Annotated in this window: 26 protein-coding genes; 19 read left to right on the top strand and 7 right to left on the bottom strand. The window is 65.1% G+C overall.

Going from position 1 to position 25,689, the window contains the following annotated elements; translation table 11 throughout:
- Window positions 1-250: 250 nt before the first annotated feature.
- Both WH303_RS13675 and WH303_RS13670 read left to right on the top strand, forming a co-directional pair.
- Entirely contained in the window at window positions 251-1,087 is an 837-nt protein-coding gene (locus tag WH303_RS13675) for an META and DUF4377 domain-containing protein (RefSeq protein ID WP_339519138.1), read from the top strand.
- Window positions 1,088-1,434: 347 nt separating this feature from the next.
- Window positions 1,435-2,715, top strand: coding sequence for an MFS transporter (locus WH303_RS13670; RefSeq protein WP_021027326.1), 1,281 nt, complete (start codon window positions 1,435-1,437; stop codon window positions 2,713-2,715).
- A gap of 20 nt (window positions 2,716-2,735) precedes the next feature.
- Here the strand turns inward: WH303_RS13670 and WH303_RS13665 are convergent, their stop codons facing one another.
- The gene (locus WH303_RS13665; RefSeq protein ID WP_339519137.1) at window positions 2,736-3,656 is read right to left on the bottom strand and encodes an MBL fold metallo-hydrolase; all 921 of its coding nucleotides are present in this window, start codon (window positions 3,654-3,656) and stop codon (window positions 2,736-2,738) included.
- A gap of 91 nt (window positions 3,657-3,747) precedes the next feature.
- Here WH303_RS13665 and WH303_RS13660 point away from each other — a divergent pair, with 91 nt between their 5' ends.
- The 7 genes from WH303_RS13660 (at window position 3,748) to WH303_RS13630 (ending at window position 9,722) form a co-directional block, all read left to right on the top strand.
- Window positions 3,748-4,071, top strand: a complete 324-nt coding sequence (locus WH303_RS13660; RefSeq protein WP_339519136.1) for an ArsR/SmtB family transcription factor — start codon at window positions 3,748-3,750, stop codon at window positions 4,069-4,071.
- 36 nt (window positions 4,072-4,107) lie between these two features.
- Window positions 4,108-4,536 carry a YeeE/YedE family protein gene (locus tag WH303_RS13655; RefSeq protein ID WP_339519135.1) on the top strand — a complete coding sequence of 143 codons (429 nt, stop codon included), beginning with the start codon at window positions 4,108-4,110 and terminating at the stop codon, window positions 4,534-4,536.
- A 10-nt stretch (window positions 4,537-4,546) separates the two neighbouring features.
- On the top strand, window positions 4,547-4,960 hold the full coding sequence (locus WH303_RS13650) for a DUF6691 family protein (RefSeq protein ID WP_339519133.1): 414 nt from the start codon (window positions 4,547-4,549) through the stop codon (window positions 4,958-4,960).
- Between the two features lie 66 nt (window positions 4,961-5,026).
- Window positions 5,027-5,839 (top strand): pseudouridine synthase, encoded by an 813-nt coding sequence (locus WH303_RS13645; protein WP_339519132.1) that lies wholly within the window; start codon window positions 5,027-5,029, stop codon window positions 5,837-5,839.
- Between the two features lie 144 nt (window positions 5,840-5,983).
- The gene (locus WH303_RS13640; protein WP_339519351.1) at window positions 5,984-7,162 is read left to right on the top strand and encodes an MFS transporter; all 1,179 of its coding nucleotides are present in this window, start codon (window positions 5,984-5,986) and stop codon (window positions 7,160-7,162) included.
- Between the two features lie 170 nt (window positions 7,163-7,332).
- Window positions 7,333-8,529, top strand: a complete 1,197-nt coding sequence (locus WH303_RS13635) for a M20 aminoacylase family protein (RefSeq protein ID WP_021027320.1) — start codon at window positions 7,333-7,335, stop codon at window positions 8,527-8,529.
- A 122-nt stretch (window positions 8,530-8,651) separates the two neighbouring features.
- Complete coding sequence (locus WH303_RS13630) at window positions 8,652-9,722, top strand: TraB/GumN family protein (protein ID WP_339519131.1); 1,071 nt, start codon at window positions 8,652-8,654, stop codon at window positions 9,720-9,722.
- Between the two features lie 104 nt (window positions 9,723-9,826).
- On the opposite strand, the gene WH303_RS13625 is transcribed toward WH303_RS13630, so the two are convergent.
- The 3 genes from WH303_RS13625 to ylqF form a co-directional block, all read right to left on the bottom strand.
- On the bottom strand, window positions 9,827-11,800 hold the full coding sequence (locus WH303_RS13625; RefSeq protein ID WP_339519129.1) for an ATP-binding protein: 1,974 nt from the start codon (window positions 11,798-11,800) through the stop codon (window positions 9,827-9,829).
- A gap of 40 nt (window positions 11,801-11,840) precedes the next feature.
- Window positions 11,841-12,086, bottom strand: coding sequence for a hypothetical protein (locus WH303_RS13620; RefSeq protein WP_021027318.1), 246 nt, complete (start codon window positions 12,084-12,086; stop codon window positions 11,841-11,843).
- 446 nt (window positions 12,087-12,532) lie between these two features.
- Complete coding sequence (gene ylqF / locus WH303_RS13615) at window positions 12,533-13,477, bottom strand: ribosome biogenesis GTPase YlqF (protein WP_116924437.1); 945 nt, start codon at window positions 13,475-13,477, stop codon at window positions 12,533-12,535.
- 70 nt (window positions 13,478-13,547) lie between these two features.
- Between ylqF and WH303_RS13610 the strand changes: the two genes are divergently transcribed.
- Both WH303_RS13610 and WH303_RS13605 read left to right on the top strand, forming a co-directional pair.
- Window positions 13,548-13,799 carry a hypothetical protein gene (locus WH303_RS13610; protein WP_021027316.1) on the top strand — a complete coding sequence of 84 codons (252 nt, stop codon included), beginning with the start codon at window positions 13,548-13,550 and terminating at the stop codon, window positions 13,797-13,799.
- On the top strand, window positions 13,796-14,023 hold the full coding sequence (locus WH303_RS13605) for an oxidoreductase-like domain-containing protein (protein WP_339519126.1): 228 nt from the start codon (window positions 13,796-13,798) through the stop codon (window positions 14,021-14,023). The genes WH303_RS13610 and WH303_RS13605 overlap by 4 nt, the downstream gene beginning before the upstream one ends.
- A gap of 159 nt (window positions 14,024-14,182) precedes the next feature.
- Here WH303_RS13605 and WH303_RS13600 read toward each other — a convergent pair whose 3' ends face one another.
- The 3 genes from WH303_RS13600 to WH303_RS13590 form a co-directional block, all read right to left on the bottom strand.
- Window positions 14,183-16,558, bottom strand: a complete 2,376-nt coding sequence (locus tag WH303_RS13600; protein WP_339519124.1) for an FUSC family protein — start codon at window positions 16,556-16,558, stop codon at window positions 14,183-14,185.
- A 177-nt stretch (window positions 16,559-16,735) separates the two neighbouring features.
- A complete protein-coding gene (gene gshA, locus WH303_RS13595) occupies window positions 16,736-18,268 on the bottom strand; it encodes a glutamate--cysteine ligase (RefSeq protein WP_339519123.1) in 1,533 nt (510 codons plus the stop codon).
- 218 nt (window positions 18,269-18,486) lie between these two features.
- Window positions 18,487-19,404, bottom strand: a complete 918-nt coding sequence (locus WH303_RS13590; protein ID WP_339519121.1) for an SDR family NAD(P)-dependent oxidoreductase — start codon at window positions 19,402-19,404, stop codon at window positions 18,487-18,489.
- 370 nt (window positions 19,405-19,774) lie between these two features.
- On the opposite strand from WH303_RS13590, the gene WH303_RS13585 reads away from it, so the two are divergent.
- The 8 genes from WH303_RS13585 (at window position 19,775) to WH303_RS13550 (ending at window position 25,313) form a co-directional block, all read left to right on the top strand.
- Window positions 19,775-20,065 carry a 2Fe-2S iron-sulfur cluster-binding protein gene (locus WH303_RS13585; RefSeq protein ID WP_116924442.1) on the top strand — a complete coding sequence of 97 codons (291 nt, stop codon included), beginning with the start codon at window positions 19,775-19,777 and terminating at the stop codon, window positions 20,063-20,065.
- A gap of 132 nt (window positions 20,066-20,197) precedes the next feature.
- Window positions 20,198-21,319, top strand: coding sequence for a bifunctional 3,4-dihydroxy-2-butanone-4-phosphate synthase/GTP cyclohydrolase II (ribBA, locus tag WH303_RS13580; RefSeq protein WP_339519120.1), 1,122 nt, complete (start codon window positions 20,198-20,200; stop codon window positions 21,317-21,319).
- Window positions 21,320-21,324: 5 nt separating this feature from the next.
- Window positions 21,325-21,786: a 6,7-dimethyl-8-ribityllumazine synthase gene (ribH, locus tag WH303_RS13575; protein ID WP_021027309.1), complete on the top strand. Its 462-nt coding sequence runs from the start codon at window positions 21,325-21,327 to the stop codon at window positions 21,784-21,786.
- Window positions 21,783-22,319: a transcription antitermination factor NusB gene (nusB, locus tag WH303_RS13570; protein ID WP_021027308.1), complete on the top strand. Its 537-nt coding sequence runs from the start codon at window positions 21,783-21,785 to the stop codon at window positions 22,317-22,319. The genes ribH and nusB overlap by 4 nt, the downstream gene beginning before the upstream one ends.
- A 143-nt stretch (window positions 22,320-22,462) precedes the next feature.
- The gene (locus WH303_RS13565) at window positions 22,463-23,647 is read left to right on the top strand and encodes a pyridoxal phosphate-dependent aminotransferase (protein ID WP_339519117.1); all 1,185 of its coding nucleotides are present in this window, start codon (window positions 22,463-22,465) and stop codon (window positions 23,645-23,647) included.
- A gap of 105 nt (window positions 23,648-23,752) precedes the next feature.
- Entirely contained in the window at window positions 23,753-24,166 is a 414-nt protein-coding gene (ybgC, locus tag WH303_RS13560) for a tol-pal system-associated acyl-CoA thioesterase (RefSeq protein WP_339519115.1), read from the top strand.
- Window positions 24,163-24,861, top strand: coding sequence for a protein TolQ (gene tolQ / locus WH303_RS13555; protein ID WP_021027305.1), 699 nt, complete (start codon window positions 24,163-24,165; stop codon window positions 24,859-24,861). Before ybgC ends, tolQ begins: the two co-directional genes overlap by 4 nt.
- Window positions 24,862-24,878: 17 nt before the next feature.
- Entirely contained in the window at window positions 24,879-25,313 is a 435-nt protein-coding gene (locus tag WH303_RS13550) for an ExbD/TolR family protein (protein ID WP_021027304.1), read from the top strand.
- Window positions 25,314-25,689: the final 376 nt, after the last annotated feature.

Raw genomic sequence — 25,689 nt, 5'->3', positions numbered from 1 at the left:
ATGTGGACAAGGCTCTGGACAAGATGGCAAGCCTTTGACTTGCTTCAATAATTTTCATGCGCCTAAGTTTTAGGCAAACGCTGCTGCGGCAGCGCCCATGGAGCGGGCTGCCAAGCGCCAAGCTTGGCCTACACCAGCGCCGGCCGGCAGCCCCTAGGATGGCAAGCTGAGATCGTAAAAACGTTCTAGGTTTGCTTTCACCCACCGCAGCGCGCGCCTGTGCGCTGCCTCGAACAAGGAAAAAATTCATATGCAACGTTGGAAACTGATGAGCCTCAGCGCAGCCGCTGCGATGGCCCTGGCCGCCTGCAGCAGCACCCCATCGTCCACCCCTGCGGCACCAGCTGCAGGCAGCACCGCACCCGCCATGAACGTATCTGCCACCGACAAGACCTTGCAGGCCTACCACTGGGATCTGGAACGCGCCGAAGACCAGTCCGGCCGTCCGCTGCCCGCCTTCACCGCACTGGCCCCCAAGAAGGTGCTGCGCCTGGGCTTCAGCGGCGATGCCAAGACAGCACACCGCGTGAGCATCGGCAACCTCTGCAATGTGATGGGCGCGGGCTACCAGCTCGATGGCGACAAGATCAGCATCAGCAACCCGATTGGCACGATGATGGCGTGTGAGCCCCCACTGATGCAGCTCGAGCAGGCAGTGAGCGCACAGATCACGCGCGCCGAGAGCCTGCGCATCACGCAGGACAGCAACGCCCCACGCCTGACCTTGCAGTTCAACGATGGCAGCCGATGGCTGCTGAAGTCGGTGCCCACCAACGCCACCAAGTACGGCAGCGCCGGGGAGACCATGTTCTATGAAGTAGGCCCCCAGACCAAGCCTTGCAGCCACGGCGTGGCCAAGGGCGTGCAATGCCTGCAGGTGCGTGAGCTGCGCTATGACAGCAATGGCCGCAAGACCGTGGCCGGCGACTGGCAGCATTTCTACGGCAATATCGAAGGCTACCAGCATGAGCCCGGCTACAGCAATGTGCTGCGCGTGAAGCGTTACACCATTGCCAATCCGCCAGCGGACGCCTCGCGCTACGCCTATGTGCTGGATTTGACGGTCGAGACCGCCAAGGCCCCTTGATGGTGCAGGCGGGTGCTGCTGACAGCGCCCGCTTACTCCGCTGAGATGGAGGTCTGGCCAGCTCGCAGCTACAGCAAGTTAGAGGCCTCAAGCTCAATCCAAACCAGCAACCCCCAGTCGCCCCACAGCGGTGACTGGGGGTTTGGTTTTTGCAGCCCACATTGGCGCAATGCGCGCATCGCAGCGCCGTTGTGCACATGCCCCACTTTTGGGCATGCCCTGCTTGCCGCATGGATAAGCCCAACTCTTATATAAGAGTTGAGCAGGCATGGCAGAATGGCGCCACAAACACCTACAACCATCCAGCGGTTGCAGCAGCTGCACCAGCGCAGGCTGCACCCCACCCCATGCCAGCGACCACCCACTCCGCCCCTCCGCCGCTGCTGCGCGACCAGCAAAGCGGCTTTCTCGTTTTTCTGATCGCGCGCGTCTTTGCCGTGGGTGCCACCCAGATCCAGGCCGTGGTCGTCGCCTGGCAGGTCTATGACTTGACGCGCAACCCCATGGCGCTGGCCTTTGTGGGCCTGGCCCAGTTCATCCCGATGCTCTTGCTGCTCTTGCCTGCGGGCGAGTTGATCGACCGGCTGCCACGCAAGAAGGTGCTGGCCACCAGCTGGGCGCTGGGCAGTGTCTGCAGCGCGCTGCTGCTGTGGCTGTCGGGCCATGGCCATGCCGGGGTCGCAGGCATCTATGCGGTGCTGGTGCTGTATGGCGCCACGCGCGCCTTCTCGGGCCCATCGCTGCAAAGCCTGCTGCCGCAGCTGGTGCCGATGGCGCTGCTGCCCAAGGCCATTGCCACCAACAGCGTGGTGATGCGCTGCTCGGCCATTGGCGCGCCGATGCTGGGCGGCTTTTTGTACGCCGCTGGCGGGGCCGTGTGGACCTATGCGGTCTGCATGCTGGCCTTTGCGATTGGCACCGCGCTGCTGCTGCGCGTGAAGGTGCTGTATGCAGCGCCCAAGGCCGCTGCCGAGCCGGGCGCCGCGCGCGACACGATCTGGCAGCGCTTTGGCGCCGGCATCCGCTTTATCTTTGGCCGCCCCATGGTGCTGGGCACCATCTCGCTCGATCTGTTTGCCGTGCTGCTGGGCGGCGTGGTGGCGCTGCTGCCCATCTATGCCCATGAGGTGCTGCACACCGGGCCAGAAGGCCTGGGCCTGCTGCGCAGCGCCATGGCGATGGGCGAAGTTTGTGCCGGCCTCTACCTCAGCAGCCGCCCCTTTGGCACCCAGGTGGGCCGGCGCATGATGCTGGCCGTGGCCGTGTTTGGCATTGCCAACCTGGTGTTCTCGCTGTCGCACTGGCTGTGGCTGTCCTGCCTGGCGCTGGCCGTCGCCGGCGCGGCCGACATGGTCAGCGTCTATGTGCGCGGCTCGCTGCTGCAATTTGCCACGCCCGACAACATGCGCGGCCGCGTCAATGCCGTCAATATGCTGTTCATCGGCTCGTCCAATGAGCTGGGCGAATTCCGCGCCGGCAGCAGCGCCGCCTTGCTGGGCGCCGTGCCCGCAGCGGTGGCGGGCGGCCTGTGCTCACTGGCCGTGGTGGCCTTGTGGACGCGGCTCTTTCCCAGCCTGTGGAAGGTGAACCGCTTCGAAGATGCGCAGCACCAGTCTGCGGGCCGCTAAGACCAAACCTCAACGCTCCCTCAGAGCGCATCGACTGGCAGCTTGAGAAAACGCCGGCCCTGCCCATCGGCATCGGGCAGGCGCCCGGCGCGGATATTGACCTGCACCGAGGGCAGCATCAGCTGCGGCATCGCCAGCGTTGCATCGCGCGCCTCGCGCATCACAACAAACGCGGCCTCGTCCACCCCCTCGTGCACATGGATATTGTGCGCACGCTGCTCGGCCACCGTGCTGCACCAGGCGGCAGCGCGGCCGGCTGGCGGGTAATCGTGACAGACATAGAGCAGCGTCTCTGGCGGGTGCGCCAGCAGCCGGCCAATCGAGCGGTAGAGCGCATGGGCATCGCCGCCAGGGAAATCACAGCGCGCTGTGCCCACATCGGGCATGAACAAGGTGTCGCCGACAAAAATGGCGGCCACCATGCCTGCCGCAGCACCGCCCTCTTCCACCGCATAGGCCAGGTCCGCCGGCGTGTGGCCGGGGACACCCAGCGCGCGGATGCGGGTGGCGCCCAGCGCCAGCACATCGCCATCGCGCAGCAGGCAGTCAAAGTCCGCGCCCTGCGGCGCAATGCAGCCCTCCATGCCGTAGATGCCGCCAAAGACTTTTTGTACCTGCGTGATCTGTTGGCCAATCACCACCGGTGCGGCAATGCGCACCGCGCCTGCGGGCATCTGCGTGCGCAGCCACTGGGCGGCAGACAGGTGGTCTGCATGGGCATGGGTCTCCAGCACCCAGCGCAGCGTCAGCTGCTCGGCATCCAGGTAATCAGCGATGCGCTGGGCCGATGCGGTACTCGTGCGGCCGCTCTTGGCATCAAAGTCCCAGACCGGGTCGATGACGGCCGCCTCGCGGCTGGCCACATCGTGCAGCACATAGCTGACGGTGCCGGTTACCTCGTCAAAAAATGCCTGAACGCCAAAAGAAGGGGCAGAGCGCATGGTTAAAACACATTCACACAAAACAATATATCTTTCAATATAATAAAAACCATCCTTTTCGGCAAGCCTGCTGCGTCCAAGCCTTCTGTCCATGTCTGCAAAAACCAAGGCCTCCCCTTCGCCCGAAGCCATGCGCGAGGCAGCGCACCATGCCGTCTCTGCCCTCAAGCTGCTGGGCAATGAGGACCGCTTGCTGCTGCTCTGCCTCCTGAGCCAAGGCGAATGCTGCGTCGGCGATATGGAGGCGCAGCTGGGCATTGCACAGCCCACCTTGTCGCAGCAGCTCGCCGTGTTGCGGCGCGAAAACGCGGTCAGCACCCGGCGCGAGGGCAAGAACATCTTCTACCAGGTGGCCGATGCGCGCCTGCTGGCGCTGTTGCAGACGCTCTACGCCCAGTACTGCCCGGCAGCCTGAAACCCCACCGCATCGCTCACGCCAAGAAAGCCGCCCATGTCGCTCGATCTGTCTGCCTTTACGCCCCTGGCCGCCCTCGCAGGCGGTGCCTTGATCGGTCTGGCTGCCGTGCTGCTGGTGCTGTTCAATGGCCGCATTGCGGGCATCAGCGGCATCGTGGCGGCGCTGCTGCCGCCGCGCCCACAACCCGGCGCCTGGCGGCTGGCCTTTGTGGCTGGCTTGCTGGCGGCCCCTTGGCTCTACCAGCTTTTTGCGCCCTTGCCAGCGACCAGCAGCCCTGCAGCCTGGCCGCTGTTGGTGCTGGCCGGCCTGCTCGTGGGGATAGGCACGCGCCTGGGCTCGGGCTGCACCAGTGGCCATGGCGTCTGCGGGCTCTCGCGCCTGTCGCTGCGCTCCCTGGTGGCCACCTTGGTTTTTATGGCCAGCGGTTTTGCGACCGTGTTTGTGCTGCGCCACGTGTTGTAAGGAGAGAACGATGACTATCCTGATCGCAGCCCTCGCTGGCCTGGTCTTTGGCCTGGGTCTGCTGGTGTCCGGCATGGCCGATCCGCAAAAGGTGCTGGCTTTTCTCGATCTGGCCGGTGCCTGGGACCCGTCGTTGGCCCTGGTGATGGGCGGCGCGATAGCGCTGGGTCTGCCCGGTTTTGCACTGGCCCGCCGGCGCAGCCGCAGCCTGCTGGGCGAGCCCATGCAGCTGCCTGCACGCCAGGCGGTCGATGCACCGCTGCTGATCGGCTCGGCGCTGTTTGGCATCGGCTGGGGCCTGGCCGGCTACTGCCCCGGCCCTGCGCTGGTGGGTACGGCAACGGGCTTGGGTTCCGCAGCGATCTTCAGCGCGGCCATGCTGGCGGGCATGCTGTTGTTCAGGCTGTGGCCCAAGAGGTCTTGAGGCACGATCACTATAAAATCCATAGCTACGCACCCCAGCACCATCGTTTCACCAGCTCGCCCACCCATGTCTTTCGCCATCGACCCTGCTGTTGCGCATACCCATGCGCAGGACTGCCCCCTGCCCCTGCTGTGGCGCGACGAGCACCTGGTGGCCATCTACAAGCCCGCCGGCTGGCTGGTGCACCGCACGGGCCTGGATGCAGGCGAGACCCGCTTTATCGTGCAGACCTTGCGCGACCAGATCGGCCAGCATGTGTTTCCGCTGCACCGGCTCGACAAAGGCACCTGCGGCGTGCTGCTGCTGGCGCTGCATGCCGAGGCCGCCAGCCGCACGCGCATGCAATTTGAAAACCACCAGCTGCACAAACGCTACCTGGCCCTGGTGCGCGGCTGGGCACCGCTGCAAGCGGATGTTGACCACGCGCTGCGCCCCGACGATGCCCCGCAAGACGCGCCCGCCCAGCCGGCCCAAACCCGCTTTGCGCGCCTGGCGACGCTGGAGCACGCCGAGGCCTACGACAACCGCTTTGCCGGCACGCGCCTGTCCTTGGTGCAGGCCGAGCCCCACACCGGGCGCCGCCACCAGATCCGCCGCCACCTCAAGCACATCGCCCACCCCATCATTGGCGATGCCACGCATGGCAAGGGCCCGCTGAACCGCTGGTGGGCCGAGCGCCTGGGCCTGCAGCGGCTGTGGCTGCATGCCTGGTCGCTGTCGCTGCAGCACCCCTATACGCAGGCCCCCTTGCATATTGAAAGCGGATTGCGCTTGTCGAACGCAGAACCCACACTCGGCATGTCCGAGTCGGACTCTCACCCCAGCCTGCAGCAATGGCAGGCGCTGCTGCGCAACCCGGCCTGGTCGCGGCAAGCCTAGCAGCTGCGCCAAGACCAAGGGTGCACATTGTTTTTCGGATGCGCGCACACTCGCCCCGTGAAAAATAAACAAACAACATCTTCTCCCGCCGCACCCTCCTCGGCAGCGCCTGCTGCAACGCTCAGCCCTGCCGTCTTGCTGCTGATGGCCACAGCCTGCGGCCTCTGCGCCGGCGCCAATTACTTCAACCAACCGCTGCTCAACTCCATCGCCCATGCGCTGCAGGTGAGCGAGAGCACGGCCGGCATCCTGGTGACCTGCGCACAGGTGTCGTATGCGATTGGCCTGCTGTTTCTGGTGCCGCTGGGCGATATGCTCGAGCGCCGCAAGCTGACCGTGGGCCTGATGCTGCTCGCTGCGATTGGCCTGCTGGTCAGCGGCTTTGCAGGCCTGATGCCCTCGCCGTTCACGGCCCTGGTGCTGGGCACCTTGGTGACGGGTCTGTTCTCGGTCGCCGCCCAGGTGCTGGTGCCGATGGCCGCCAGCCTGGCCCCGCGTGAGTCGAGCGGCCGCGCCGTCGGCCTGGTGATGAGCGGCCTGCTCACCGGCATTTTGCTCTCGCGCACCGTCGCCGGACTCCTGTCGGCCGTGGGCGGCTGGAGCCTGGTCTACAGGGCGGGCGGTATCGCGATGGTGCTGGTGGCGCTGGCGCTCTACCGGGTGCTGCCAAAAGTAGCGCACAGCGGCGCACGCCTGCCCTATGGCCAAGTGCTGGGCAGCATGGCCACCTTGATTCGCACGCAGCCCCGCCTGCGCACCCGCACCTTGCTGGGGGGCCTGGCCTTTGCATCGGTCAGCGTGCTGTTCTCGACGATGGCCCTGATGCTCGGCGGCCCCGAGCACGGGCTGAGTGACTCATCGATCGGCCTCATTGGCCTGTCGGGTGTGGCCGGCGCCTTGATGGCCAACGCCGCAGGCCGCCTGGTCGACAAGGGCCTGGAGCGCCCGACCACCGCCTTCTCGGTGCTGCTGCTGGTCGTCAACTGGGCGCTGCTGTGGTACAGCCAGCATTCGGTGTTCCTGTTCATCGTCGGCATGCTGGTGATCGAGCTGGCGCTGCAAGGCACCCACATCTGCAACCAGAACGTCATCTACCGCCTGGCACCCGAGGCGCGCTCGCGCATCAATGCCTGCTATATGACGGGCTACTTTATCGGCGCATCGGCTGGCTCGGCCATCGGTGCCTGGGCCTGGCACCACGGCGGCTGGACGGGTGCCTGCATCGCCGGCACGGTGCTGGCACTGCTCAATGTGGCGGCCTTGCTGGCGGACCGCAGGTTGTCGCAGCCGGGCGCCGTGGCCTCTGGCACCCGCGCGGCATAAAGGGGCGGCCCGGAGCTTCCCGCTCAGAGCTTCCCGCCCGGAGCTTCCCGCCCAGAGCTTCCCACCAGGCACTGTCGCGCAGACACGCCGGGCAGACAGGAGGACAATGGTAGGCTTGCAGTTCCGGCATGGCGGTCCGTGGCCGCCTGCACCGACACGAGAGAGAAACCATGTACCTCGACCAAGACAACGCCCCCAACATCAACCAGCTCACCGCATTTCGCCGCGATCTGCACATGCACCCGGAGCTGAAGTACGAAGAAAACCGCACCGCCGACAAGATCGCAGCCTATCTGACGGCGCTGGGCATCCCCATGGTGCGGGGCCTGGGCACCACCGGCATTGTGGCCAGCATCTACGGCCAGGGGCGCGATGCCGCCAACCCCGGGCCTGCCATCGGCATCCGCGCCGACATGGATGCGCTGCCGGTGCAGGAGACCAACCAGTTTGGCCACATCAGCCAGTACCCGGGCCGCATGCATGCCTGCGGCCACGACGGCCACACGACGATGGTGATGGGCGCGGCCGAGCTGCTCGCTGGCCAGCGTGACTTCGATGGCACGGTGCACCTGATCTTTCAACCCGGTGAAGAAGGCGGCGCCGGCGCCCGCGCGATGATGCAGGACGGCCTGTTTACCCAGTTCCCCTGCCAGGCCGTGTTTGCATTGCACAACTGGCCCGCGCTGCCGCAGGGCCAGATGGGGGTGCGCGTGGGGCCCATCATGGCAGCTGCCCTTCGCTTTGAGATTGTGGTGCGCGGCCGGGGCGGCCATGCGGCACTGCCCCACACCACGGTGGACCCGATCCCGGTGGCCTGCTCCATCGTCGGCCAGCTGCAGACCCTGGTCTCGCGCGGCACCGATCCCTTGGATGCGGCGGTGCTGACCGTGGGCAAGATCGAGTCGGGCACGGTGGAGAACATCATCCCGGATGAGGCGCGCATCTACGGCACCTGCCGCAACCTGACGCTGGCCTCGCAGCAGTTCCTGATCGACGGCCTGCACCGGGTCTCCGGCCACATCGCCGAGGCGCATTTTGCCAGCGCCGAAGTGATCATCAAACCCGGCTACCCCAACACCACCAACCACCGCAAGGAGGCGCTCTTCATGGGCGAGGTGATGCGCGAGATGGTCGGCAACACCAACGCCCACACCGATGTGCTGCCGGCGATGACGGCCGAGGACTTTGGCTTCATGCTTGAAGAAGTACCCGGTGCCTATGGCTGGATCGGCAACGGCGCCGATGGCCAGCCCGGCGTTGGGCTGCACAACCCCGGCTATGATTTCAACGACAACAACATCGCCCTGGGCGCCACGTTCTGGGATCGCCTGGCACGCCGCTGGTTTGCGACCCAGGCGCAGCGCTAAGCGTTAATCACCGCAAGGGCTCGCATCACCGCAAGCCTTGCGGCCATGATCTGGAGCCCGTTTTGCAGCGTTCAGCACCCCTCTTGCATCGACCTCATCCACTGGCGTGTGCCCTGCGCCGCATGCCGCACCTGCTGCTGGGCCTGGCCTTGCTCGCCGGCGGCCATGCGGCCCAGGCACGCACGCCAGCAGCCGCGCCAGCACCACAGCTGGCACCAGCGGACAACCCCTCGTGCCCAGCGCCACCCGTCAAAGATCCTGCGGTCTACCAGGCGGAATCGCGCAAGCCGCACCCGGACCGGGGCGTGCTGTGGCAACTGCGCAAAGGCGATACGGTTGCCTATCTCTGGGGCAGCATCCATGTGGGCCAGCTGCCCTGGATCTTTCCCGGCCCGCGCACCGCACAAGCGCTGCGCGCTGCGCCGGCCATTGCGCTGGAGCTGGACCCGGTCGACCCCGCCACCCTGCAGGCCCTGACCCAGGCGATGCGCGAAGACAATGACCGGCAAAAGCTGGTCATGCGCCAAAACCCCGAGCTGCAGACACGCATGGGCCGCATGGCCTTCGAATCCTGCGTGGACCAGAGCAGCTGGCAAACCAATGCCGCCACCCTGGCCCGCCTGATCGCGCTGGGCATGCAGGACATGGCACGCAGCGGCTACCACCCGGCCTATGGCATCGACCTGAACCTGGCGGCCATGGCCCATGCGGTGGGCAAGCCGGTGCAGGCCATCGAGACGGCGCAGGAGCAGCTGCTGGCCATGGGCCTGGGCGGCGATGGTGTGCCCGCGCAGCTGGCCACGCCCGATGACATCCGCAAGGCGCTCGATGACATCGACAGCGGCAAGAACCGCCAGGTCGCCCGGCAGCTGGCGACCTACTGGGAAAGCGGTGACCTGGCCGCCCTGAAGCAGCTGATGCAGGACTGCCAATGCCTGGGCGATGTGGGCATGCAGGCGGCTCTGCTCGACACCCGCAACCAGCGCATGGCCGAGCGGCTGCCGGCCATGATGGCGGCCCAGCCCCAGCTCTTCATCGCCGTGGGCCTGCTGCACATGGTGGGCGACAACAACCTGCTGCAATTGCTGCAAAAGCAGGGCTTTACGGTGCGGCAGCTGACCGGCAAGGGTGCAGAGGCTGCAGCCGCTGCCAGCAGCGCAGTGCCTGCGAGCACGCCCGCCAAGGCCCCATAAGCGCCCATAAGCGCCCATAAAAGCACCCATAAAAGCGCCCATAAAAAACGCCGCCTGTTGGGTGCAACAGGCGGCGTAAAAAAATAGCTGAACAGCTCGGGCACTCAGACCATGCGCGGGCGCTGGTCGTGCTTGGCCAGCATGTCGGCATAGGGCTCCAGCACCCATTTTTGTTCGGCCGCATCCGGGATCTGCGCCGCACTGGCCTGCACCGCCTGGCCATGCTCGGCGCACAGCTGGGCCATCGCGGCGGGGCTGATCAGGCCCTCCCGCAACAACAAGGCGGTCATCGCCATCAGCAAGGCGTTGTGCTGCACCAGCAGATCCTGCGCACGCAGCATCTGCGCTTGCAGCAAGGCTTCCATACCGGCATTGCTGGGTGCCACTTCGGTATTGGTGTTGTCGCCAGGCTCCTGGGCCACATCGGTGCGCGACAGGCGCGCACCAAAACCCAGGTGGCGCAGGTAGCGCGCCGCATCCGCCGTGGCCTGCCGGATATCCTGCTCGGCCCCGGTGGTACAGGCTTCCTGGCCAAACACATGGCGCTCGGCCGCGCGGCCGGCCAGGCCCACGCAGACCATGTCCAGCATATTGCGCCGCGATGTCGCCTGCAGCTCGGTAAAGCTGTTGTAGCCGCCTTCGAAGGTCGCGATATTGATCTTCAGCTCCTGCGGCGTGCGGCCAAACAACAGCGCATAGACCAGGCCGTGCCCGGCCTCATGCACCGCCAGCAGCGCGCGGAAATCCGCGCTGGTGCGCTGCTTGACCTTGTTCAGATCCAACGGCACCGCAAAGCACTGCTGCAGCACCTCTGGCGCATCCGGCAGCGCCAGTTGCACCTGCAGCCGCGCAGCGCCAGCGGCCATCTGCACCTGCAATGGCTGGCCGGCCTGTGCGCCCTGCTCCAGCGCCCACAGCGCTGCATCGACCAGCGCACTCGACAAGATCGTGTGCACCGACGAGAACAGCGGCCGCGTGCCCTGGGTCGGGAACACCGCGTTCTGGTAAATCTGCGCCAGCACATCGCTGCCGATGACAAAGCGCAGCCCGCAGTTCGCTTCCAGCCCCTGCACATAGTGCTGCACCGTCGTCGCAATCAGCTGCTCGTAGGCCGAGCGGCTGAACGACGGGTAGATCACATGCTGGTTGCCCAGCCGGGCAATCTGCTCGGGCTTGAAGCGCTCGGCCAAGGCGCGCTTGACATCGATCAGCGACAGGCGGCTGGTGAGCCGGTGGAAAATGTCGGCATCGGTGTCGCAGTCTTCGACGCGGCTGGCCGTCTCCGTGTACATCTCGTCGAGATTGCCACAGACAAAGACCAGCAGCCGGCTGTAATCGGTCTCCCAGGATTGCTGGGAGCTGCGAAACTGGACCAGCAGCTGGTGAATGTAGTCATTGCTCCACTGCATGATGTCCAGCAACGGCGCATCGAGCTTCAGGCTGCGCTTGAGTGCCTGTGCGTCCCAGGCATCGATCTTGTAGCGCATCTGCTGCTTTTTGCGCCGCTCCTGCGCGTCGTCCTCTTCGGCTCGCTCGGCGTCATAGAGCGCGTCCGCCAGCTTGCGCTCTATGCTGTGCAGTTCCGACAAGGCAGGCGGCAGCTTGCCATCCGACAACAAGGCCCAGACATCCTGGTAGCGCTCGACCTTGCTGTCATCGCCACGGCTGCTCACGGTGCGGTAACGCTGGAACTCATCGAGCACCAGGATGCCGGGCGCGCCTTCCACCAGCCCCGCACTCTCGAGCGTGCCGGAGATGGTCGATGCGCCATAGCTGTCACCGTTTTGGCTGAAGCCGTCCATCTGGACTTCGACAAAGCGATCATAAAAACCCAGCAGCTGCGCCAGGCGGCGCGTCAGCTGGGTCTTGCCCGTGCCTGTCAATCCCCACAGGCACACAATCACAGGGCGGGTAATGAGCTGGGGCATCACGTACCAAGCGCGCACGGCGCCCATCACACGGTCAATCACGTCATCAATACCGATCAATTCGGTTTTCAGCTGGGCCGCAATGGCCTGCAGGTTTTGCTGACGCTCATGCATCTGTACGCGAAGCAATAGCTCCGGGGAGGTTTTCATTTCTTTCATGTTGTGCTGTCTCTTCATCCTGCGCAGCCGCTCAATCCCCATGGTCGGCTTTGCGGGTCATCTGCTGCAAGGCCATCCGGTCGGCACGGCGCTGGGCGCCCTGGCTGCGGATGTGCTTGCCCGCAGCGCCGGACAGACGCCGCTGGGCCATGGCCTTGGCAACAGGATTGAAAGGAGTGGCATCGGCCACGATCAGCAGCGCGATCGGCTGCTTCATGCGGCGCAAAGCCTTGACCCGGCCCTCTTCAAAGGCACGGGAAACAGTTTTTGCACTCATCTGTGCGGTTCCTCAGGGGCCTGGCGCGCCGATGGCGTGGTGGCTGGCGCAGCAAAACCCCAAAACAAAAAGCCCCGGCGAAGTAGCCAGGGCTTTTGTCGATCCCGGCTGCAGTGGTGCAGGCGGCGATCTGGGCCAAGGCTAAACCATATGAACATGGTTTAGCCGGGGCAGAAACCGTGTTCAGTGGAGAGGGTTGAACATGAAACAGGACATAGCAAAAACTCCCAATGGTGCGCTGCAGAAGGTCATTCGTTGCTGCAGCGATAAGAAGACGAAGGCTGGACTATAGCGGCAATTTGTTGATTTGGCAAGCCCCATATACAGGCTGTTGCATAAAACTAACCAGCAACCGCTGGCTTCCGCCTCTTTTACACGGCTTTGTGCGCATAAAACGCAGCAACGCGCCAACGGTGGCCGAAACCGCCGCTGACGCAGCATGCGGATCAGTAGCGCTTGCGGCCGGCCTTGCGGTGCTTGGCGTGTTCAGCCTTCTTGGCTTGCTGCAAGGCCTCGGCCGCCTCGCCAGCGGCCCGCCATTGCTCAAACTCTGCCGGCGTCTCCACGGTGATGCGGCCCAGCATCTGGGTGCGAAAGTCGGTGATCAGCAGCTCAGCGGCCTTTTGCATGTTGATGCGCCCGCCGCCCATGACTGCGCCGCGCTTCTTGCCAATCAAGGTCAGCAGCTCGTCATCGCTCAGCGCAGCGATGTCCGCATCTTCGAGCCCCAGCTTGTAGCGCTCGTCCAGCTGGCGCGGGTAGTGCTTTTGCAGGTACAGTAGCAGCTCCAGCGCCACCAGTTCGTCGTCATAGGCATTGCGCCCCACCGATCCGCAGGCCGCCAGGTTGTAGCCCGACTCGGGCACGATGATCTTGGGCCAGAGCATGCCGGGCGTGTCCCAGAGGTAGAAGTCATCGGCCAGCACAATGCGCTGCTCGTCCTTGGTCACACCGGCCTCGTCGCCCGCCTTGGCCTGGCCTTTGCCGCTCATGCTGTTGATCAGGGTGGACTTGCCCACATTGGGCACGCCGCAGATCAGCACGCGCATCGGCTTGGCCAGACCACCGCGCCCGGGGGCCAGTTGGCGGCAGGCCTCCACCAGGCGCTTGGCCGGGGCCGGCTCGCTGGCATCGAGCGGCAAGGCCTTGGTTTCGTGCTGGGCCTCATACCAGGCCACCCACAGCGCCGTGCGGCTGGCGTCGGCCATGTCCTGCTTGTTGATGATCTTGAGCGTGGGCTTGTGGCCGGTCAGCTCCGTCAGCGCCGGGTTGGCACTCGATCCAGGCATGCGTGCATCGAGCACCTCGATGACCACATCGATGTCTTTGATGCGCTCGGCAATCAGCTTGCGCGTCAGGTGCATATGCCCGGGGAACCATTGGATACTCATACTCTTGCTTTCGGGGGGAATGGCAGGCAGGCGGTGCGCAGGCAGGCGCGCTGTGCCGGATAATGCTGCCATGTCTTCTTTATCTCAACGCCAGTGGGATGCGCAGCGCAAATCCGATCAGGACCTGCTCATCAAAGGCATCATCTTGGTCTTGATAGGGCTGGTGATCGTCGTCTCGCCCTATGTCGCTCAGGGCGATATTGTGCAGGGAGTTTTCGCCAAGGCCCCGGCAGTGGGTTGGTTTTCCCTGGTATTGGGCGCGGCTTTTGTGCTGCGCTTTGGCCTGCGCCGCAAGGCCGTGCCCCCCCGGCCCGAGCAGTGACCCCTGCCGCCCTCAGCGTCCAGCCGCTGGGCAGCCTGCGCGAGGCACGCCAGTGCTTTGCCGCGCTGCAGGCCAGCGCCAGCGCCCGGCAGATCAGCCTGCGCGAGCCCCCGGCAGCCCCCACCACCTGCTGCGGCCGGGGCTGCAATGGCTGCGTCTGGGAAGGTTTTTTTGCCGCGGCGATGTACTGGCAGGAATGCGCGCTGGAGGCGCTGCAGTCCTAAGAGTCGCTAACACAACCCTTGATACGTCGTTGCCGAGCCTTGTCGTACTACTGTACTGCCTGCGGCTCGGCGCCTAGTCGGGGACGCCTAGTCTCAACCGCAAACCTTCGGTTTGCTGGGTCGTCTTAGCGACTCTAAGCCCTCCGTCTTTTTTCACGCTCATGTGGACTGCGCCTGAGTCGGTTCTGCCTGCACAGGCGGCAAGGTCTCCTCGCGCGCCAGCAGCTGGCGGATCTGCACCGCATCCTGCTGCAGCTGGCCGGCCAGAATGCGCGCCGTGGCCAGGCGCCGCATCAGCCAGGGAATGAGTTGGTCGCGGTCTTCCGGGCCGGGCACGCGCTCGGGCGCCGGCATCTTGGCGGGGCGCTGGGCCTCGGCATCGCCCGCAGCCGGCAACGGCGGCGCCTGCAGCAGGCAGGCATCGATGGTGGCAGCGGTATCCTGGAGCTGCTGCACCGCAAACGGCGACGGCGTCTGGCCCCGGCGCATCATCAGCATGATCTTGACCGAAGACATCTGGCCCAGCAGCTGGTAGCAATGGGCCTGGAACAGCTCCAGCGCCTGCAGCGGCGGCTGCACGGCACGCGGCTCCTTGAGCGAGCGGTCAACGGCCTGCACCAACGCCGACAGGCTGTCATAGGCCTCGCGCCGGGCCAGGCGCCAGGCCAGCTCGGGCGCATTGTCCACCGCCTGCAACTGGTCCACTGCGAGCGAGGTGCTGGCATGCGCGGCCTGGGCCTTGAGCACCCGCTGCACCAGCGCCGGCAACTGCGAGCGCTCCCAGGACGGCAGCACATAGGCAAAGGCCCAGGCAATGCCGGTGCCGATCAAGGTATCGACCACGCGCTCGAACATATGGAAGGTGGTGCTGCCTCCGGCATGCAGCATATGCGCCTGCACCAGGCCCAGCACCGTCGCGCCCATCGCGGTGAACAGGTAGCGGCGCAGCGCAAAGCCGTGCGAGACGCCCTGGGCCAGGGTCAGGCACAGAATCAAGCCCAGCGGCGACAGATGCGCCGACAAAATCGCCAGCGCCGCCACGCAGCCCAGCAAGGTGCCCAGCACCCGCACCGTGCGCCGCTCCAGGGTCTGCGCCAGGCTGCCGCGCAGCACCACCACAATCGTCAGCAGCACCCAGTAGGCATGGGCATTCCAGGGCAGGACCTGCACCACCAGGTAGCCCACCGCAATGGCCAGCGCCGCGCGGATCGCATGGCGCAGCGGTGGCGCATCCCAGCTCATCAGGCCCTTGAACGGCGTCCAGGACCAGGCAGTCGGGCTGACAAACATCTGCCAGCTGGCGCGTACCACGGCCAGATCGGGCTCGACCTCGTCGCGGCCCAGGCCGATCAAGCGGTTGACCTCTTCATGGATGCGCACAATGCGCTCGCTCAGCTCGCGTGACAGCGCCTGGGGCGAGACGTCCGTGTCGTAGTGGTCGGGCAGCGATTCTTCGAGCCGCTGCGCGGGCAGCTTGCTGGCCATCTGCATGGGGCGCAGCAAGGCGTCAAGATTGCTCATCGCGCGGGGCTTGCGGCCCAGCAGCAGGCTGTCGGCCAGGTGCACCACCTCCATCGCCAGGGCGCGCAGCATGGCCTGCTGGGCCAGCAGCATCGGCGCCTGCTCGGGCGACTTGCGCAAATGCTCCAGGTCCAGCTCGCAGGCGAGCAGGTGGTCGCGGATCTCCAGCATCTGCATCAGCATGCCGGCCAGGCGCTGGCGGCGCGGCGTGCGCGGGCTCTCCAGCACAATGTCGCGGGCCGCCTGCAGCTGGTCGGCAAAGGCTGCGTGCCGGGCCATCAGCTGGCCCATGTGCTGCTGGGGTGCGCCGCCACGCGAGAACTTGCCAAAATTGCGGTCGGCCAGGTTGTCGCCATAGGCCTCGCCATCGACCGATTCCCCTTCCAGCCCCACATGGCGGGCCGCCTCGGGCAGCACCATGCGTGCCTGCTCCAGCATCAGGGCAGCGAGCGACAGCACGGTATCGGCGATGAACTGCACGCGGTAGCGAAAATTGAGCAAGGTGTTGGCGATCACCGCATACACCAGGAACATGCCCGCGCCAATGCTGAAGAACATCGTCGATTCGGCCGCTGCGGCCAGCAGCTGCCCCTCGGCCGGTTTGGGCACCGACATGCCCAGCACCATGGCCAGCACCACCGCAATGGCAATCGGCGCGCCGCGCTTGCCCCAGGCCATCCACAAAAAGCCCAGAAAGGTCGACAGCACGGCCACCAGGCCCAGCAGCACGAGGTGCTGGTGCATCAGCTGCACCATGAAAAACAGCGGTGCCCCCAGCAAGGGCGCAGGCAGCATGCGCCAGAACTTGCCCCGGCGCGGCGCCGGGTTGTCGACCACGATGGTGACGATGACCCCGACCGAGGCCGCCGCCGCATGCTGCGTGCCCCAGATCAGCTGCACCAGCGTGGTTACCAGAAAGAGGCCCAGCGCCACTTCCAGCCCGTTGAGCACATAGTGGTTGAGCAGGCCACGCTTGAACGTGCGCCAGCTGCGGTCGGAAGAGAAGTGCGCCATGGCAGAACAATACGAGAAATCAACACCCAAAGATGTCGGACAAATGATAGCCAACGCGGGCAGCTATCAAAACAGAAGCGCAAAGCTTCTTGCAAACGCTTGCATTCTGCCCCCGCCCGCTGCAGCGTGCCAGCAACAAAAAAGCCCGCAGCAGCGGGCTCTAGGGCATGAGGTCTATCAAGACACGACCAGGTGTTCGGGAGACATATAGCACTGGCGCCATTCTTCGAACGGCACCGTGTCCGCCGCTTCCATGTCCTTTTGCGCCTTGATCGACTCGGCCGCACGCTGCTGGTACTTGGCCGTCAGCGCATCGCTCCAGGGGCGGGCGAGGGTCTGCTCGCGGGCCCATTGCGACTGGGCGGCGCCAAAGGCCTTGAACGAGGTGCCAAACTGCTCGCTGACCGCCGCCAGCACCTGGGCCGATGGTGTTTGCTCGGGGTGGGCCAGCAGATGCTGGGATTGCTGGAGCGCCTGGCTGTAGTCCTGCGTGCCATGGGCCTGGTCCAGCGCCGCCGCAATGGGCTGGCAGGCTTGCAGCACTTCTTGGGCCCAGTCGGTCAGCAGCACTTCCTTGCCCTGGCGCTGCAAGTTCAGGCCCGGCTCGCGGCCGCGCTCGGCCACCATGTGCTGGTTGTGCTTCATCTCGGCGATTTCAGCGGGCGAATCGGGCGGGCTGTCGCTCAGCAGGCAGTGCAGCAAGAAGACATCGAGCAAGCGCATCGTCGGGGCCGAGATGCCCATGCTGTCAAACGGATTGATGTCCATCAAGCGCACTTCGACATACTCGACACCGCGCTCGCGCAGCGCATGCAGCGGGCGCTCGCCGCGCTGCACCGTGCGCTTGGGGCGGATGGTGCCATAGAACTCGTTTTCGATCTGCAGCAGGCTGGTGCCCAGCTGGTTGTACTCGCCGCCCGGGTTGATCACACCCACTTTTTCATAGGCTGGATACGGCTGGGTCAAGGCGCCATAGAGCGAATCGGCATAGCCCTTGAGGTCGTTGTAGCTGACGCTGATCGAGGCCTGGGCATCGCTTTGGTAGCCCAGGCGCCCCATGCGCAGCGAGGTTGCATGGGGCAGGTGCAGGGCACCCTGGCCATCGCCCAGCGGCTGCAGCTGGTGCGGGCGGCCCTGCACAAAGCAAGGACAGAGCACGGGCGACGCGCCAAAGAGATAAAGCAGCAAAAAGGCTTCGCGGCGGAAATTGCGGATCAGACCAAAATAGGCCTCGCTGCTCACGCCTGGCATCGACCAGTTGTAGTGGATGCCCGAGATGGTCTGCATGCGGCGGCCATAGCGGTGGCCCAGGCCCATGCGGTAGATGCTTTTGGAGCGGCCAATGTGCGAGGTGCCATAGCGCCCCAGCGGAATGGTCTCGTCCGAAGGCAGCGAGCAAGGCATGCTCGAGATCCACAGCCGCTCGTCATTGGCTTGAAGAACCTGGTAGACGTACTGGTGCACCTCGGAGAGCTCATCGAGGCAGGCCTGCACGCCCTGGTGCACGCCAGTGATGATCTCGATCTGCGACTCGCTGAAATCGGTCGTGATGCTGCTGTGCGTCAGCGCCGAGCCCAAAGCGGCCGGATGCGGCGTGAGCGCCAGCGCCCCCTCGTCGGTCACGCGCAAGCCTTCTTTCTCGATGCCTCGCCCAATGCCCAGCAGGCGCTGGGTGCCGATGGCATCAATGCGTTCTTGGATATGGTTCATCTGCGTTGTTCTTGTCTAAGCCGGGCTGCACAATAGCAGGTTGCCCGGCGACTGGCAGAGTATTGCACGCTCAGCCTGACCGGGCTTCGGGATTTAGCCCGATAGCCGCAGCACGCCTTGGTAAGAACGTGTAGCGATCGCCCGCGCTGTTGTTTTCTGCACTGCAAAAAAGCCCGGCACCAGGGCACCGGGGGAGCAGCCCCAACACCCAGCGCGGGTCAGTGCAGCTTTTGCTGGGCCTTGCGGATTTCCAGGTCGCCCTGCACAAAACCGTTGTCCGGCACGATATCGCCCTGGCGGTCGGTCAGCTCGGCCCATTGCTGGGCCAGGTGGGCATCCATCTCGTCGACCGGTACGCTGTCGGCGCTCAGGTGCAGCCCGCGCGTCATCGTGATGTGCGAGGCCTCGAAGCTGCCAGCGCCTGCACACACGATGGTCCGTGTGGGCGCGCTCTCATGCACCAGCGCCAGCATGGCCGGGCTCACCAGCTCGGGCCGCAGTGCGCGCAGCATCTCGGGCGCCAGCAGGCCGTCGGTCATGCGCGTGGCGGCCGTGGGCGCGAGCGCATTCACATGGATGTTGTACTTGGCCCCCTCCAGCGCCAGGGTCTGCATCAGGCCCACCAGTGCCATCTTGGCGGCGGCATAGTTGCTCTGGCCAAAGTTACCAAACAGGCCCGATGACGAGGTCGTCACCAGAATGCGGCCGTAGTGGGCTGCCTGCATGAAGGGCCACACGGCCTTGCAGCAATGCACGCTGCCCATCAGATGCACTTCCAGCACGGCGCGGAAGTCGTCCATCTCCATCTTGGCAAAGCTCTTGTCGCGCAAGGTGCCGGCATTGTTGACCAGCACATCGACCTGGCCCCAGCGCTCGACCACCTGGGCCACCATGGCCTGCACCGCCGGCCAGTTGGTCACCGAGGCATGGCTGGCCATGGCAACGCCGCCCAGTGCCTCGATCTCGCGCACCACCTTCTCGGCCGCTGACGAGTTACCCTGCCCGTCCACCGCGCCGCCCGGGTCATTGACCAGCACCTTGGCCCCGCGCCGGGCCAGCGCCAACGCATGTTCACGCCCCAGCCCGCCGCCGGCCCCCGTCACAATCGCTACCTTGTCGCTGAAATCCAAACCCATACGTTCGCACCTTTACACCATGCGGGCGCTTGTGCCGCCCAATGTTGGAAGAGGCTTGCTGCCCCGGATGCATTCGCACTGTACGTGTTCACATTTGCTTTGTGCGCCGCTTGGGCGACAGACGCGGGGGCGACAATGCAGGGCAGCGGCCAGCGCTGCGCTAGGGTTATCCCGAAAATGGCTGAACAACCATGTGGATAACTGCGCATCGCGGGCCATTTAACCCGCTAAGCCCATGTTTTTATTAGCCGCGTGTTACATTGCCCGCAATTTCAGCAAAACTGGCCTCATCTTTGCTACCTGGCAGCAGTGCTTACCACACTTGGCTGGGCAGCTATGGTTTTGATATGGCCTTCAGGATCCCTACCCCATGCCCATCACCCCCGAGCTCTACAACGCCCAGATCGACAACGAAGATATCCAGGTCGATGCCTGGGCGGACACGCCGCTGCTGCAGTCGCTGGAAGAAGGCGGTGTGGACTGGCCCAGCTCCTGCCGCAATGGCACCTGCCGCACCTGTGTGGGCCGCCTGAAATCGGGCAGTGTGCACTACGAGATTGAATGGCCCGGGCTCAGCGCCGAGGACAAGGAAGCGGGCTGCATCCTGCCCTGCGTGGCCTATCCGGATGGCAATGTGGTGCTGATGCGTGGCGAGTATTGACCCGCTGCGCCAGTCCCCAGAAGCGCCAAAGCCGCCCAGCCGGGGAGCAGCTGGTCTAAAATTGGGGTTTTTACTGTCTCACGCGCCGCAGATCTGCGCGCAGACACGACACAAGTTCTTTAAAGGCATTCCATGAGCAGCCCCCTGACCCCTGCGCCGATCTCTCCGGTGGAGGACATTGTTGCCGAGATGCGCGCTGGCCGCATGGTCGTTCTGGTCGATGAAGCCGACCGCGAGAACGAAGGTGACCTGGTGCTGGCCTCCGACCATGTCACCCCGGAAGCCATCAACTTCATGGCCAAGTGGGGCCGGGGCCTCATCTGCCTGACCCTGACCCGCGAGCGCTGCGAGCGCCTGCAGCTGCGCCAGATGACCGCCAACAATGGCGCTCCGCTGTCCACCGCGTTCACCGTCTCCATCGAGGCGGCCGAAGGCGTGACCACCGGCATCTCTGCCGCAGACCGCGCCCGCACCGTGCAGGCCGCTGTGGCCGCCAATGCCCAGGCCAGCGATCTGGTGCAGCCCGGCCATATCTTCCCGCTGCAGGCGGTGGACGGCGGCGTGCTGATGCGTGCCGGCCATACCGAAGCCGGTTGCGACCTGGCGCGCCTGGCGGGCTGCTCGCCCTCTTCCGTCATCTGCGAAGTGATGAAGGACGATGGCACCATGGCCCGCCTGCCCGATCTGCAGCTGTTCTGCGCCGAGCACGGCATCAAGATCGGCACCATTGCCGACCTGATCGAATACCGCAGCCGCCACGAATCGCTGGTCGAGCGCATCAGCAGCCGCCCGCTGCAAACGGCGCATGGCGAATTCACCGCCCACCTCTACCAGGACCATGCCAGCCACGCGGTGCACATGGCCCTGGTCAAGGGCAGCGTGCAGACGGACAGCGATGTGCCCGTGCGCGTGCATGAGCCGCTGTCGGTGATGGACCTGCTCGAGACCGGCCGCGCGATGCACAGCTGGACCTTGGACGCGAGCCTGGCCTATTTGCAGCAGCAAAGCTGCGGCGTGGCCGTGCTGCTCAACTGCAATGAAAGCGCCTCGCAGCTGATCCGCCAGTTCGACGGCAAGGCGCGCGCTGCGCAAGCGCCCGAGCGGGGCCGCATGGACCTGCGCACCTACGGCATCGGCGCCCAGATCCTGCGCGACTGCGGCGTGCAGAAGATGCGCCTGTTGGGCGCGCCCCGCCGCCTGCCCAGCATGGCCGGCTACGGGCTTGAGATCACCGGATACATCAACAAGGAATAAGCAGCATGTTTGGAGCAGAAAAAGGCAGTGCCATCAACCTGGACGGCAGCGCGCTCGCCATCGGCATTGTGCAGGCCCGGTTCAACGAAAGCATCACCGACAGCCTGGCCCAGGCCTGCCTGCAGGAGCTGGCCGCCATGGGCGTGCAAGCCGAGAACATCCGCCATGTCAAAGTACCCGGCGCACTCGAAGTGCCCGTGGCACTGCAGGCCATGGCTGAATCCGAAGAGTTCGACGCGCTGATTGCGCTGGGCTGCATCATCCGCGGCGAAACCTACCACTTTGAACTGGTGGCCAACGAATCGGGCGCTGGCGTCACCCGCATCGGCCTGGATTTCCAGATCCCCGTGGCCAACGCCATCCTCACCACTGAAAACGAAGCCCAGGCCATCGCCCGCCAGATCGACAAGGGGCGCGATGCCGCCATCGTCGCTGTCGAGATGGCCAATCTGCTGAAAACACTATGAACGAAAACGACCAGAGCGACTCCTCCTCCAGCCAGCGCCCTCCGCGCCAGGCCCGCAAGGGTCTGACCTCCACCGGCGCGCGCAAGGCCGCCTCCAAGTCCACCCGCAGCCGCTCGCGCGAGTTTGCACTGCAGGCGCTCTACCAGTACATCCTGAGCGGCAACAGCGCCACCGAGATCGACCTGTTCACGCGCGACCTGGCGGGCTTTCACAAGGCCGATGCCGCCCACTACGACGCCCTGCTGCACGGCTGCATCGAAGCGGCCGAGCAGCTCAATGCGCAGATCCTGCCCCATCTGGACCGCAAGATGGAAGAGATCTCGCCCATCGAGCATGCCTGCATGTGGATTGGCGTCTATGAGTTCCAGCACTGCCTGGATGTCCCATGGCGCGTGGTCATCAACGAGAGCATCGAGCTGGCCAAGGAATTTGGCGGCACCGACGGCTACAAGTATGTGAACGCCGTGCTCAACGCGCTGGCCCCGAGCTTGCGTGCCGTCGAAGTGGCTGCTGACCGCAACAACGCGGCCTGATCGCCCTGACAACCGATGCCTGCGCGCTGGCATCGGTTTTTTCTAAGGGCTTAGCTGCTGCCAGTTATACTTTTGATAGCACACTCCGTGCTTGCCCATATGCCGCCAACGCTGTGGGAGTCCTCTGATCCAAGCTGAAGACCATGAAAATCGCCACCCGAGCCGAGCGCATTGAGCCGTTTTATGTGATGGAGGTCGCCAAGGCCGCCCAGACACTGGCGGCCCAGGTGGCGGGCAGCGCGGAGCCGATGATCTTCCTGAACATCGGCGAGCCGGATTTCACCGCACCACCGCTGGTGCAGCAGGCCGCCGACCGCGCCATCCGCGAAGGCCGCACGCAGTACACCCCGGCACTGGGCATCGAGCCCCTGCGCCAGGCGCTGTCTGACTGGTATAAGCAGCGCTTTGGCATCGATGTGCCGGCGCGCCGCATCGTCATCACCGCCGGCGCATCGGCTGCCTTGCAGCTCGTGTGCCTGTCGCTGATCGACGCCGGCGACGAGATCCTGATGCCCGACCCCAGCTACCCCTGCAACCGCCACTTTGTCAGCGCCGCAGAAGGCCAGGCCGTGCTGCTGCCCACGACGGCCGAGGAGCGCTTTCAGCTGAGCGCCGACAAGGTGCAGGCCGCCTGGAGCGACAAGACCCGTGGCGTGCTGCTGGCCTCGCCCTCCAACCCCACGGGCAGCTCGATTGCGCCGCAGGAGCTGCGCCGCATCCACGAGGTGGTCAAGGCCCGCGACGGCCTGACCATCATCGACGAAATCTACCTGGGCCTGTCCTATGACGAGGCCTTTGGCCAGACTGCGCTGGCGATTGATGACAACATCATCTCGATCAACAGCTTCAGCAAGTACTTCAACATGACGGGCTGGCGCCTGGGCTGGGCCGTGGTGCCCGAGGCCCTGGTGCCGGTGATCGAGCGCGTGGCGCAGAACCTGTTCATCTGTGCCAGCACGATTGCGCAACACGCGGCACTGGCCTGTTTTGCGCCCGAGAGCATGGCCGAGTACGAGCGCCGCCGCGCCGAGTTCAAGGCCCGGCGCGATTACTTCATCCCCGCGCTCGAAGCGCTGGGCCTGCCGGTGCCGGTCGCACCCGATGGCGCTTTCTACGCCTGGGCCGATTGCACGCAGGCGGCCAAGAAGCTCGGTGTCGAAGGCTCCTGGGACTTTGCCTATGCGGTGATGGAGCGGGCCCACCTGGCCATCACGCCCGGGCGCGACTTTGGCAGCCATGACACCGGCCGCTTTGTGCGCTTTTCGACCGCCAACTCAATGGAGCAGCTGCAAGAGGCCATTGCCCGGCTGCGCAAGCTGCTGGCCTGATGATGCAGACCGCTGCGCCTTGCCCACTGCCAGCCCCTCTGCAAGGGGTGCTGCGCAGCGCCACCCTTCAGCCACGCTATAAAGCCCCATTGAAAGGCGATAGCCATGGCCTTTGAGTTTCCCATCCGCATTTACTGGGAGGACACCGATGCCGGCGGCATCGTGTTCTACGCGAACTACCTCAAGTTCATGGAGCGGGGCCGCACCGAATGGCTGCGCTCGCTGGGACTGGAGCAGCAGCACCTGCGCGAGCAGGTGGGCGGCATGTTTGTGGTCAGCGAAGCCCATATCAAATATTTACAACCTGCACGTCTGGACGATGAACTCATCGTGACGGCAGAGCTCCAAGAAGCGGGGCGCGCTTCGATGCAGATCGCGCAGCGCGTGCTCTTAAAACAGAAGCAACCAACAGATACACCTCAGCTGCTGTGTGAGGGCACAATCCGTATCGGCTGGGTCGATGCCCTCAGCATGCGCCCGGCAAGAATTCCTCAAACCCTGATCCAAACCATCTCATGAATTCCCAAGAAATGTCCATTGCCAGCCTGGTCTTGCACGCCAGCTGGGTGGTGCAACTCGTGATGCTGATCCTGGTGGCCGCCTCGGTCGCCTGCTGGGCCACGATCCTGCGCAAGGTCGGCATGCTCAAAGCCATCAAGAACAAGAATGAGAGCTTCGAGAGCGACTTCTGGTCCGGCTCCAGCCTCAACGAGCTCTACCAGAACGCGATGCACAACGTCAAAGCCTGCGGCCCGATGGAACGCATCTTTGCCAGCGGCATGCGCGAGTACCAGAAACTGCGCGAGCGCCACATCACCAACCCCGACACCCTGCTCGACGGCACCCGCCGCGCGATGCGCGCGAGCTTCCAGCGCGAGATGGACGAGATCGAATCGGGCCTGTCGCTGCTGGGCACCATCGGCTCGGTCTCCCCGTATGTCGGTCTCTTCGGCACGGTCTGGGGCGTGATGCATGCCTTCACCGGCTTTGCCAGCATGGAGCAGATCACCCTGGCCACCGTGGCGCCCGGCATTGCCGAAGCGCTGGTGGCCACCGCCATGGGCCTGTTCGCGGCGATTCCCGCCGTGACCGCCTACAACCGCTTCTCCAGCGGCATTGACCGCATCGCCAGCCAGCAAGAAACCTTCATCGAAGAGTTCTCCAACATCTTGCAGCGCAACCTGGGTGCCCAGCCGCTGCACGCTGCGCACTAAATACAAAGGAAACAGCCATGCCGGCCGTCGCCTCTCGCGGAAAACGCAACCGCCGCACCGTCAACGAGATCAACATGGTGCCCTTCATCGACGTGATGCTGGTGCTGCTGATCATCTTCATGGTCACCGCCCCCATGCTCACGCCGGGCGCCATCAACCTGCCCAAGGCAGGCAAGAGCGAGCGCCCCCCCACCAAGAACATCGCCCATGTGCTGCTGGACAAGGACGGCTCAATCCAGCTCAAGACCGGCAATGTCACGCAGGCCGTGGCCGCGGGCGATCTGGCCGACCGAGCCAAGGCCTGGCAAGCGGACAACCCGCCTGAGGACAGCGCCATGCTCATCGTGGCGGACAAGGACCTGGCCTACCAGAAGGTGATCGATGCCATGTCGACCTTGCAGAAGGCCGGTGTCAAACGTGTCGCCCTGCAAGTGGCTGGTGGCAGCCAGTAAGAAGAGTGTCCATGTCTCCTCGTCAAGAGCGCGATCAGCTTGCCCCTCCCAAACCTCCGTCGCGGACCAAGTCCTGGACCGTGGCGGCTGCGGCCCACTTGCTGGTGGTCGTCGCCCTGCTGTGGACGGTGCGCAACCCGCGCGACAGCGACCAGCCCTCGGTCGAAGCCGAGCTGTGGGCGCCCACCAATGAGCAGGCCGCGCCTGCGCCGCTGACGCCGCCCCCACCTCCCCCGCCCGTGGCACCGCCGCCGCCCCCCCCCGTTACCCCGCCCCCGCCCCCCCCGCCCCCCCCCGCCGGGGCCCCCCCCCACCCCCTGGCGGCCCGGGCGGGGTACGACCCCCCCGCGGGCGCGAATTACCAGCGCCAAAAAAA

Origin of the sequence: Comamonas sp. MYb69 (assembly GCF_037479315.1) — a bacterium.
Taxonomy (GTDB): Bacteria; Pseudomonadota; Gammaproteobacteria; order Burkholderiales; family Burkholderiaceae_C; genus Comamonas.
This window is presented reverse-complemented; position numbering and strand designations above follow the sequence as displayed.

Bases quoted from the DNA above. Each gene is read 5' to 3' on its own strand.
- ribBA (WP_339519120.1), top strand. From the start codon at position 20,198: ATGAGCAGCCCCCTGACCCCTGCGCCGATCTCTCCGGTGGAGGACATT.
- tolQ (WP_021027305.1), top strand. From the start codon at position 24,163: ATGAATTCCCAAGAAATGTCCATTGCCAGCCTGGTCTTGCACGCCAGC.
- WH303_RS13610 (WP_021027316.1), top strand. From the start codon at position 13,548: ATGTCTTCTTTATCTCAACGCCAGTGGGATGCGCAGCGCAAATCCGAT.
- WH303_RS13565 (WP_339519117.1), top strand. From the start codon at position 22,463: ATGAAAATCGCCACCCGAGCCGAGCGCATTGAGCCGTTTTATGTGATG.
- WH303_RS13590 (WP_339519121.1), bottom strand. From the start codon at position 19,404: ATGGGTTTGGATTTCAGCGACAAGGTAGCGATTGTGACGGGGGCCGGC.
- WH303_RS13600 (WP_339519124.1), bottom strand. From the start codon at position 16,558: ATGGCGCACTTCTCTTCCGACCGCAGCTGGCGCACGTTCAAGCGTGGC.
- WH303_RS13585 (WP_116924442.1), top strand. From the start codon at position 19,775: ATGCCCATCACCCCCGAGCTCTACAACGCCCAGATCGACAACGAAGAT.
- WH303_RS13650 (WP_339519133.1), top strand. From the start codon at position 4,547: ATGACTATCCTGATCGCAGCCCTCGCTGGCCTGGTCTTTGGCCTGGGT.
- WH303_RS13665 (WP_339519137.1), bottom strand. From the start codon at position 3,656: ATGCGCTCTGCCCCTTCTTTTGGCGTTCAGGCATTTTTTGACGAGGTA.
- WH303_RS13655 (WP_339519135.1), top strand. From the start codon at position 4,108: ATGTCGCTCGATCTGTCTGCCTTTACGCCCCTGGCCGCCCTCGCAGGC.
- WH303_RS13620 (WP_021027318.1), bottom strand. From the start codon at position 12,086: ATGAGTGCAAAAACTGTTTCCCGTGCCTTTGAAGAGGGCCGGGTCAAG.
- WH303_RS13640 (WP_339519351.1), top strand. From the start codon at position 5,984: ATGGCCACAGCCTGCGGCCTCTGCGCCGGCGCCAATTACTTCAACCAA.
- WH303_RS13675 (WP_339519138.1), top strand. From the start codon at position 251: ATGCAACGTTGGAAACTGATGAGCCTCAGCGCAGCCGCTGCGATGGCC.
- gshA (WP_339519123.1), bottom strand. From the start codon at position 18,268: ATGAACCATATCCAAGAACGCATTGATGCCATCGGCACCCAGCGCCTG.
- WH303_RS13630 (WP_339519131.1), top strand. From the start codon at position 8,652: ATGCCGCACCTGCTGCTGGGCCTGGCCTTGCTCGCCGGCGGCCATGCG.
- WH303_RS13550 (WP_021027304.1), top strand. From the start codon at position 24,879: ATGCCGGCCGTCGCCTCTCGCGGAAAACGCAACCGCCGCACCGTCAAC.
- ylqF (WP_116924437.1), bottom strand. From the start codon at position 13,477: ATGAGTATCCAATGGTTCCCCGGGCATATGCACCTGACGCGCAAGCTG.
- nusB (WP_021027308.1), top strand. From the start codon at position 21,783: ATGAACGAAAACGACCAGAGCGACTCCTCCTCCAGCCAGCGCCCTCCG.
- WH303_RS13660 (WP_339519136.1), top strand. From the start codon at position 3,748: ATGTCTGCAAAAACCAAGGCCTCCCCTTCGCCCGAAGCCATGCGCGAG.
- ybgC (WP_339519115.1), top strand. From the start codon at position 23,753: ATGGCCTTTGAGTTTCCCATCCGCATTTACTGGGAGGACACCGATGCC.
- WH303_RS13635 (WP_021027320.1), top strand. From the start codon at position 7,333: ATGTACCTCGACCAAGACAACGCCCCCAACATCAACCAGCTCACCGCA.
- WH303_RS13670 (WP_021027326.1), top strand. From the start codon at position 1,435: ATGCCAGCGACCACCCACTCCGCCCCTCCGCCGCTGCTGCGCGACCAG.
- ribH (WP_021027309.1), top strand. From the start codon at position 21,325: ATGTTTGGAGCAGAAAAAGGCAGTGCCATCAACCTGGACGGCAGCGCG.
- WH303_RS13645 (WP_339519132.1), top strand. From the start codon at position 5,027: ATGTCTTTCGCCATCGACCCTGCTGTTGCGCATACCCATGCGCAGGAC.
- WH303_RS13625 (WP_339519129.1), bottom strand. From the start codon at position 11,800: ATGAAAACCTCCCCGGAGCTATTGCTTCGCGTACAGATGCATGAGCGT.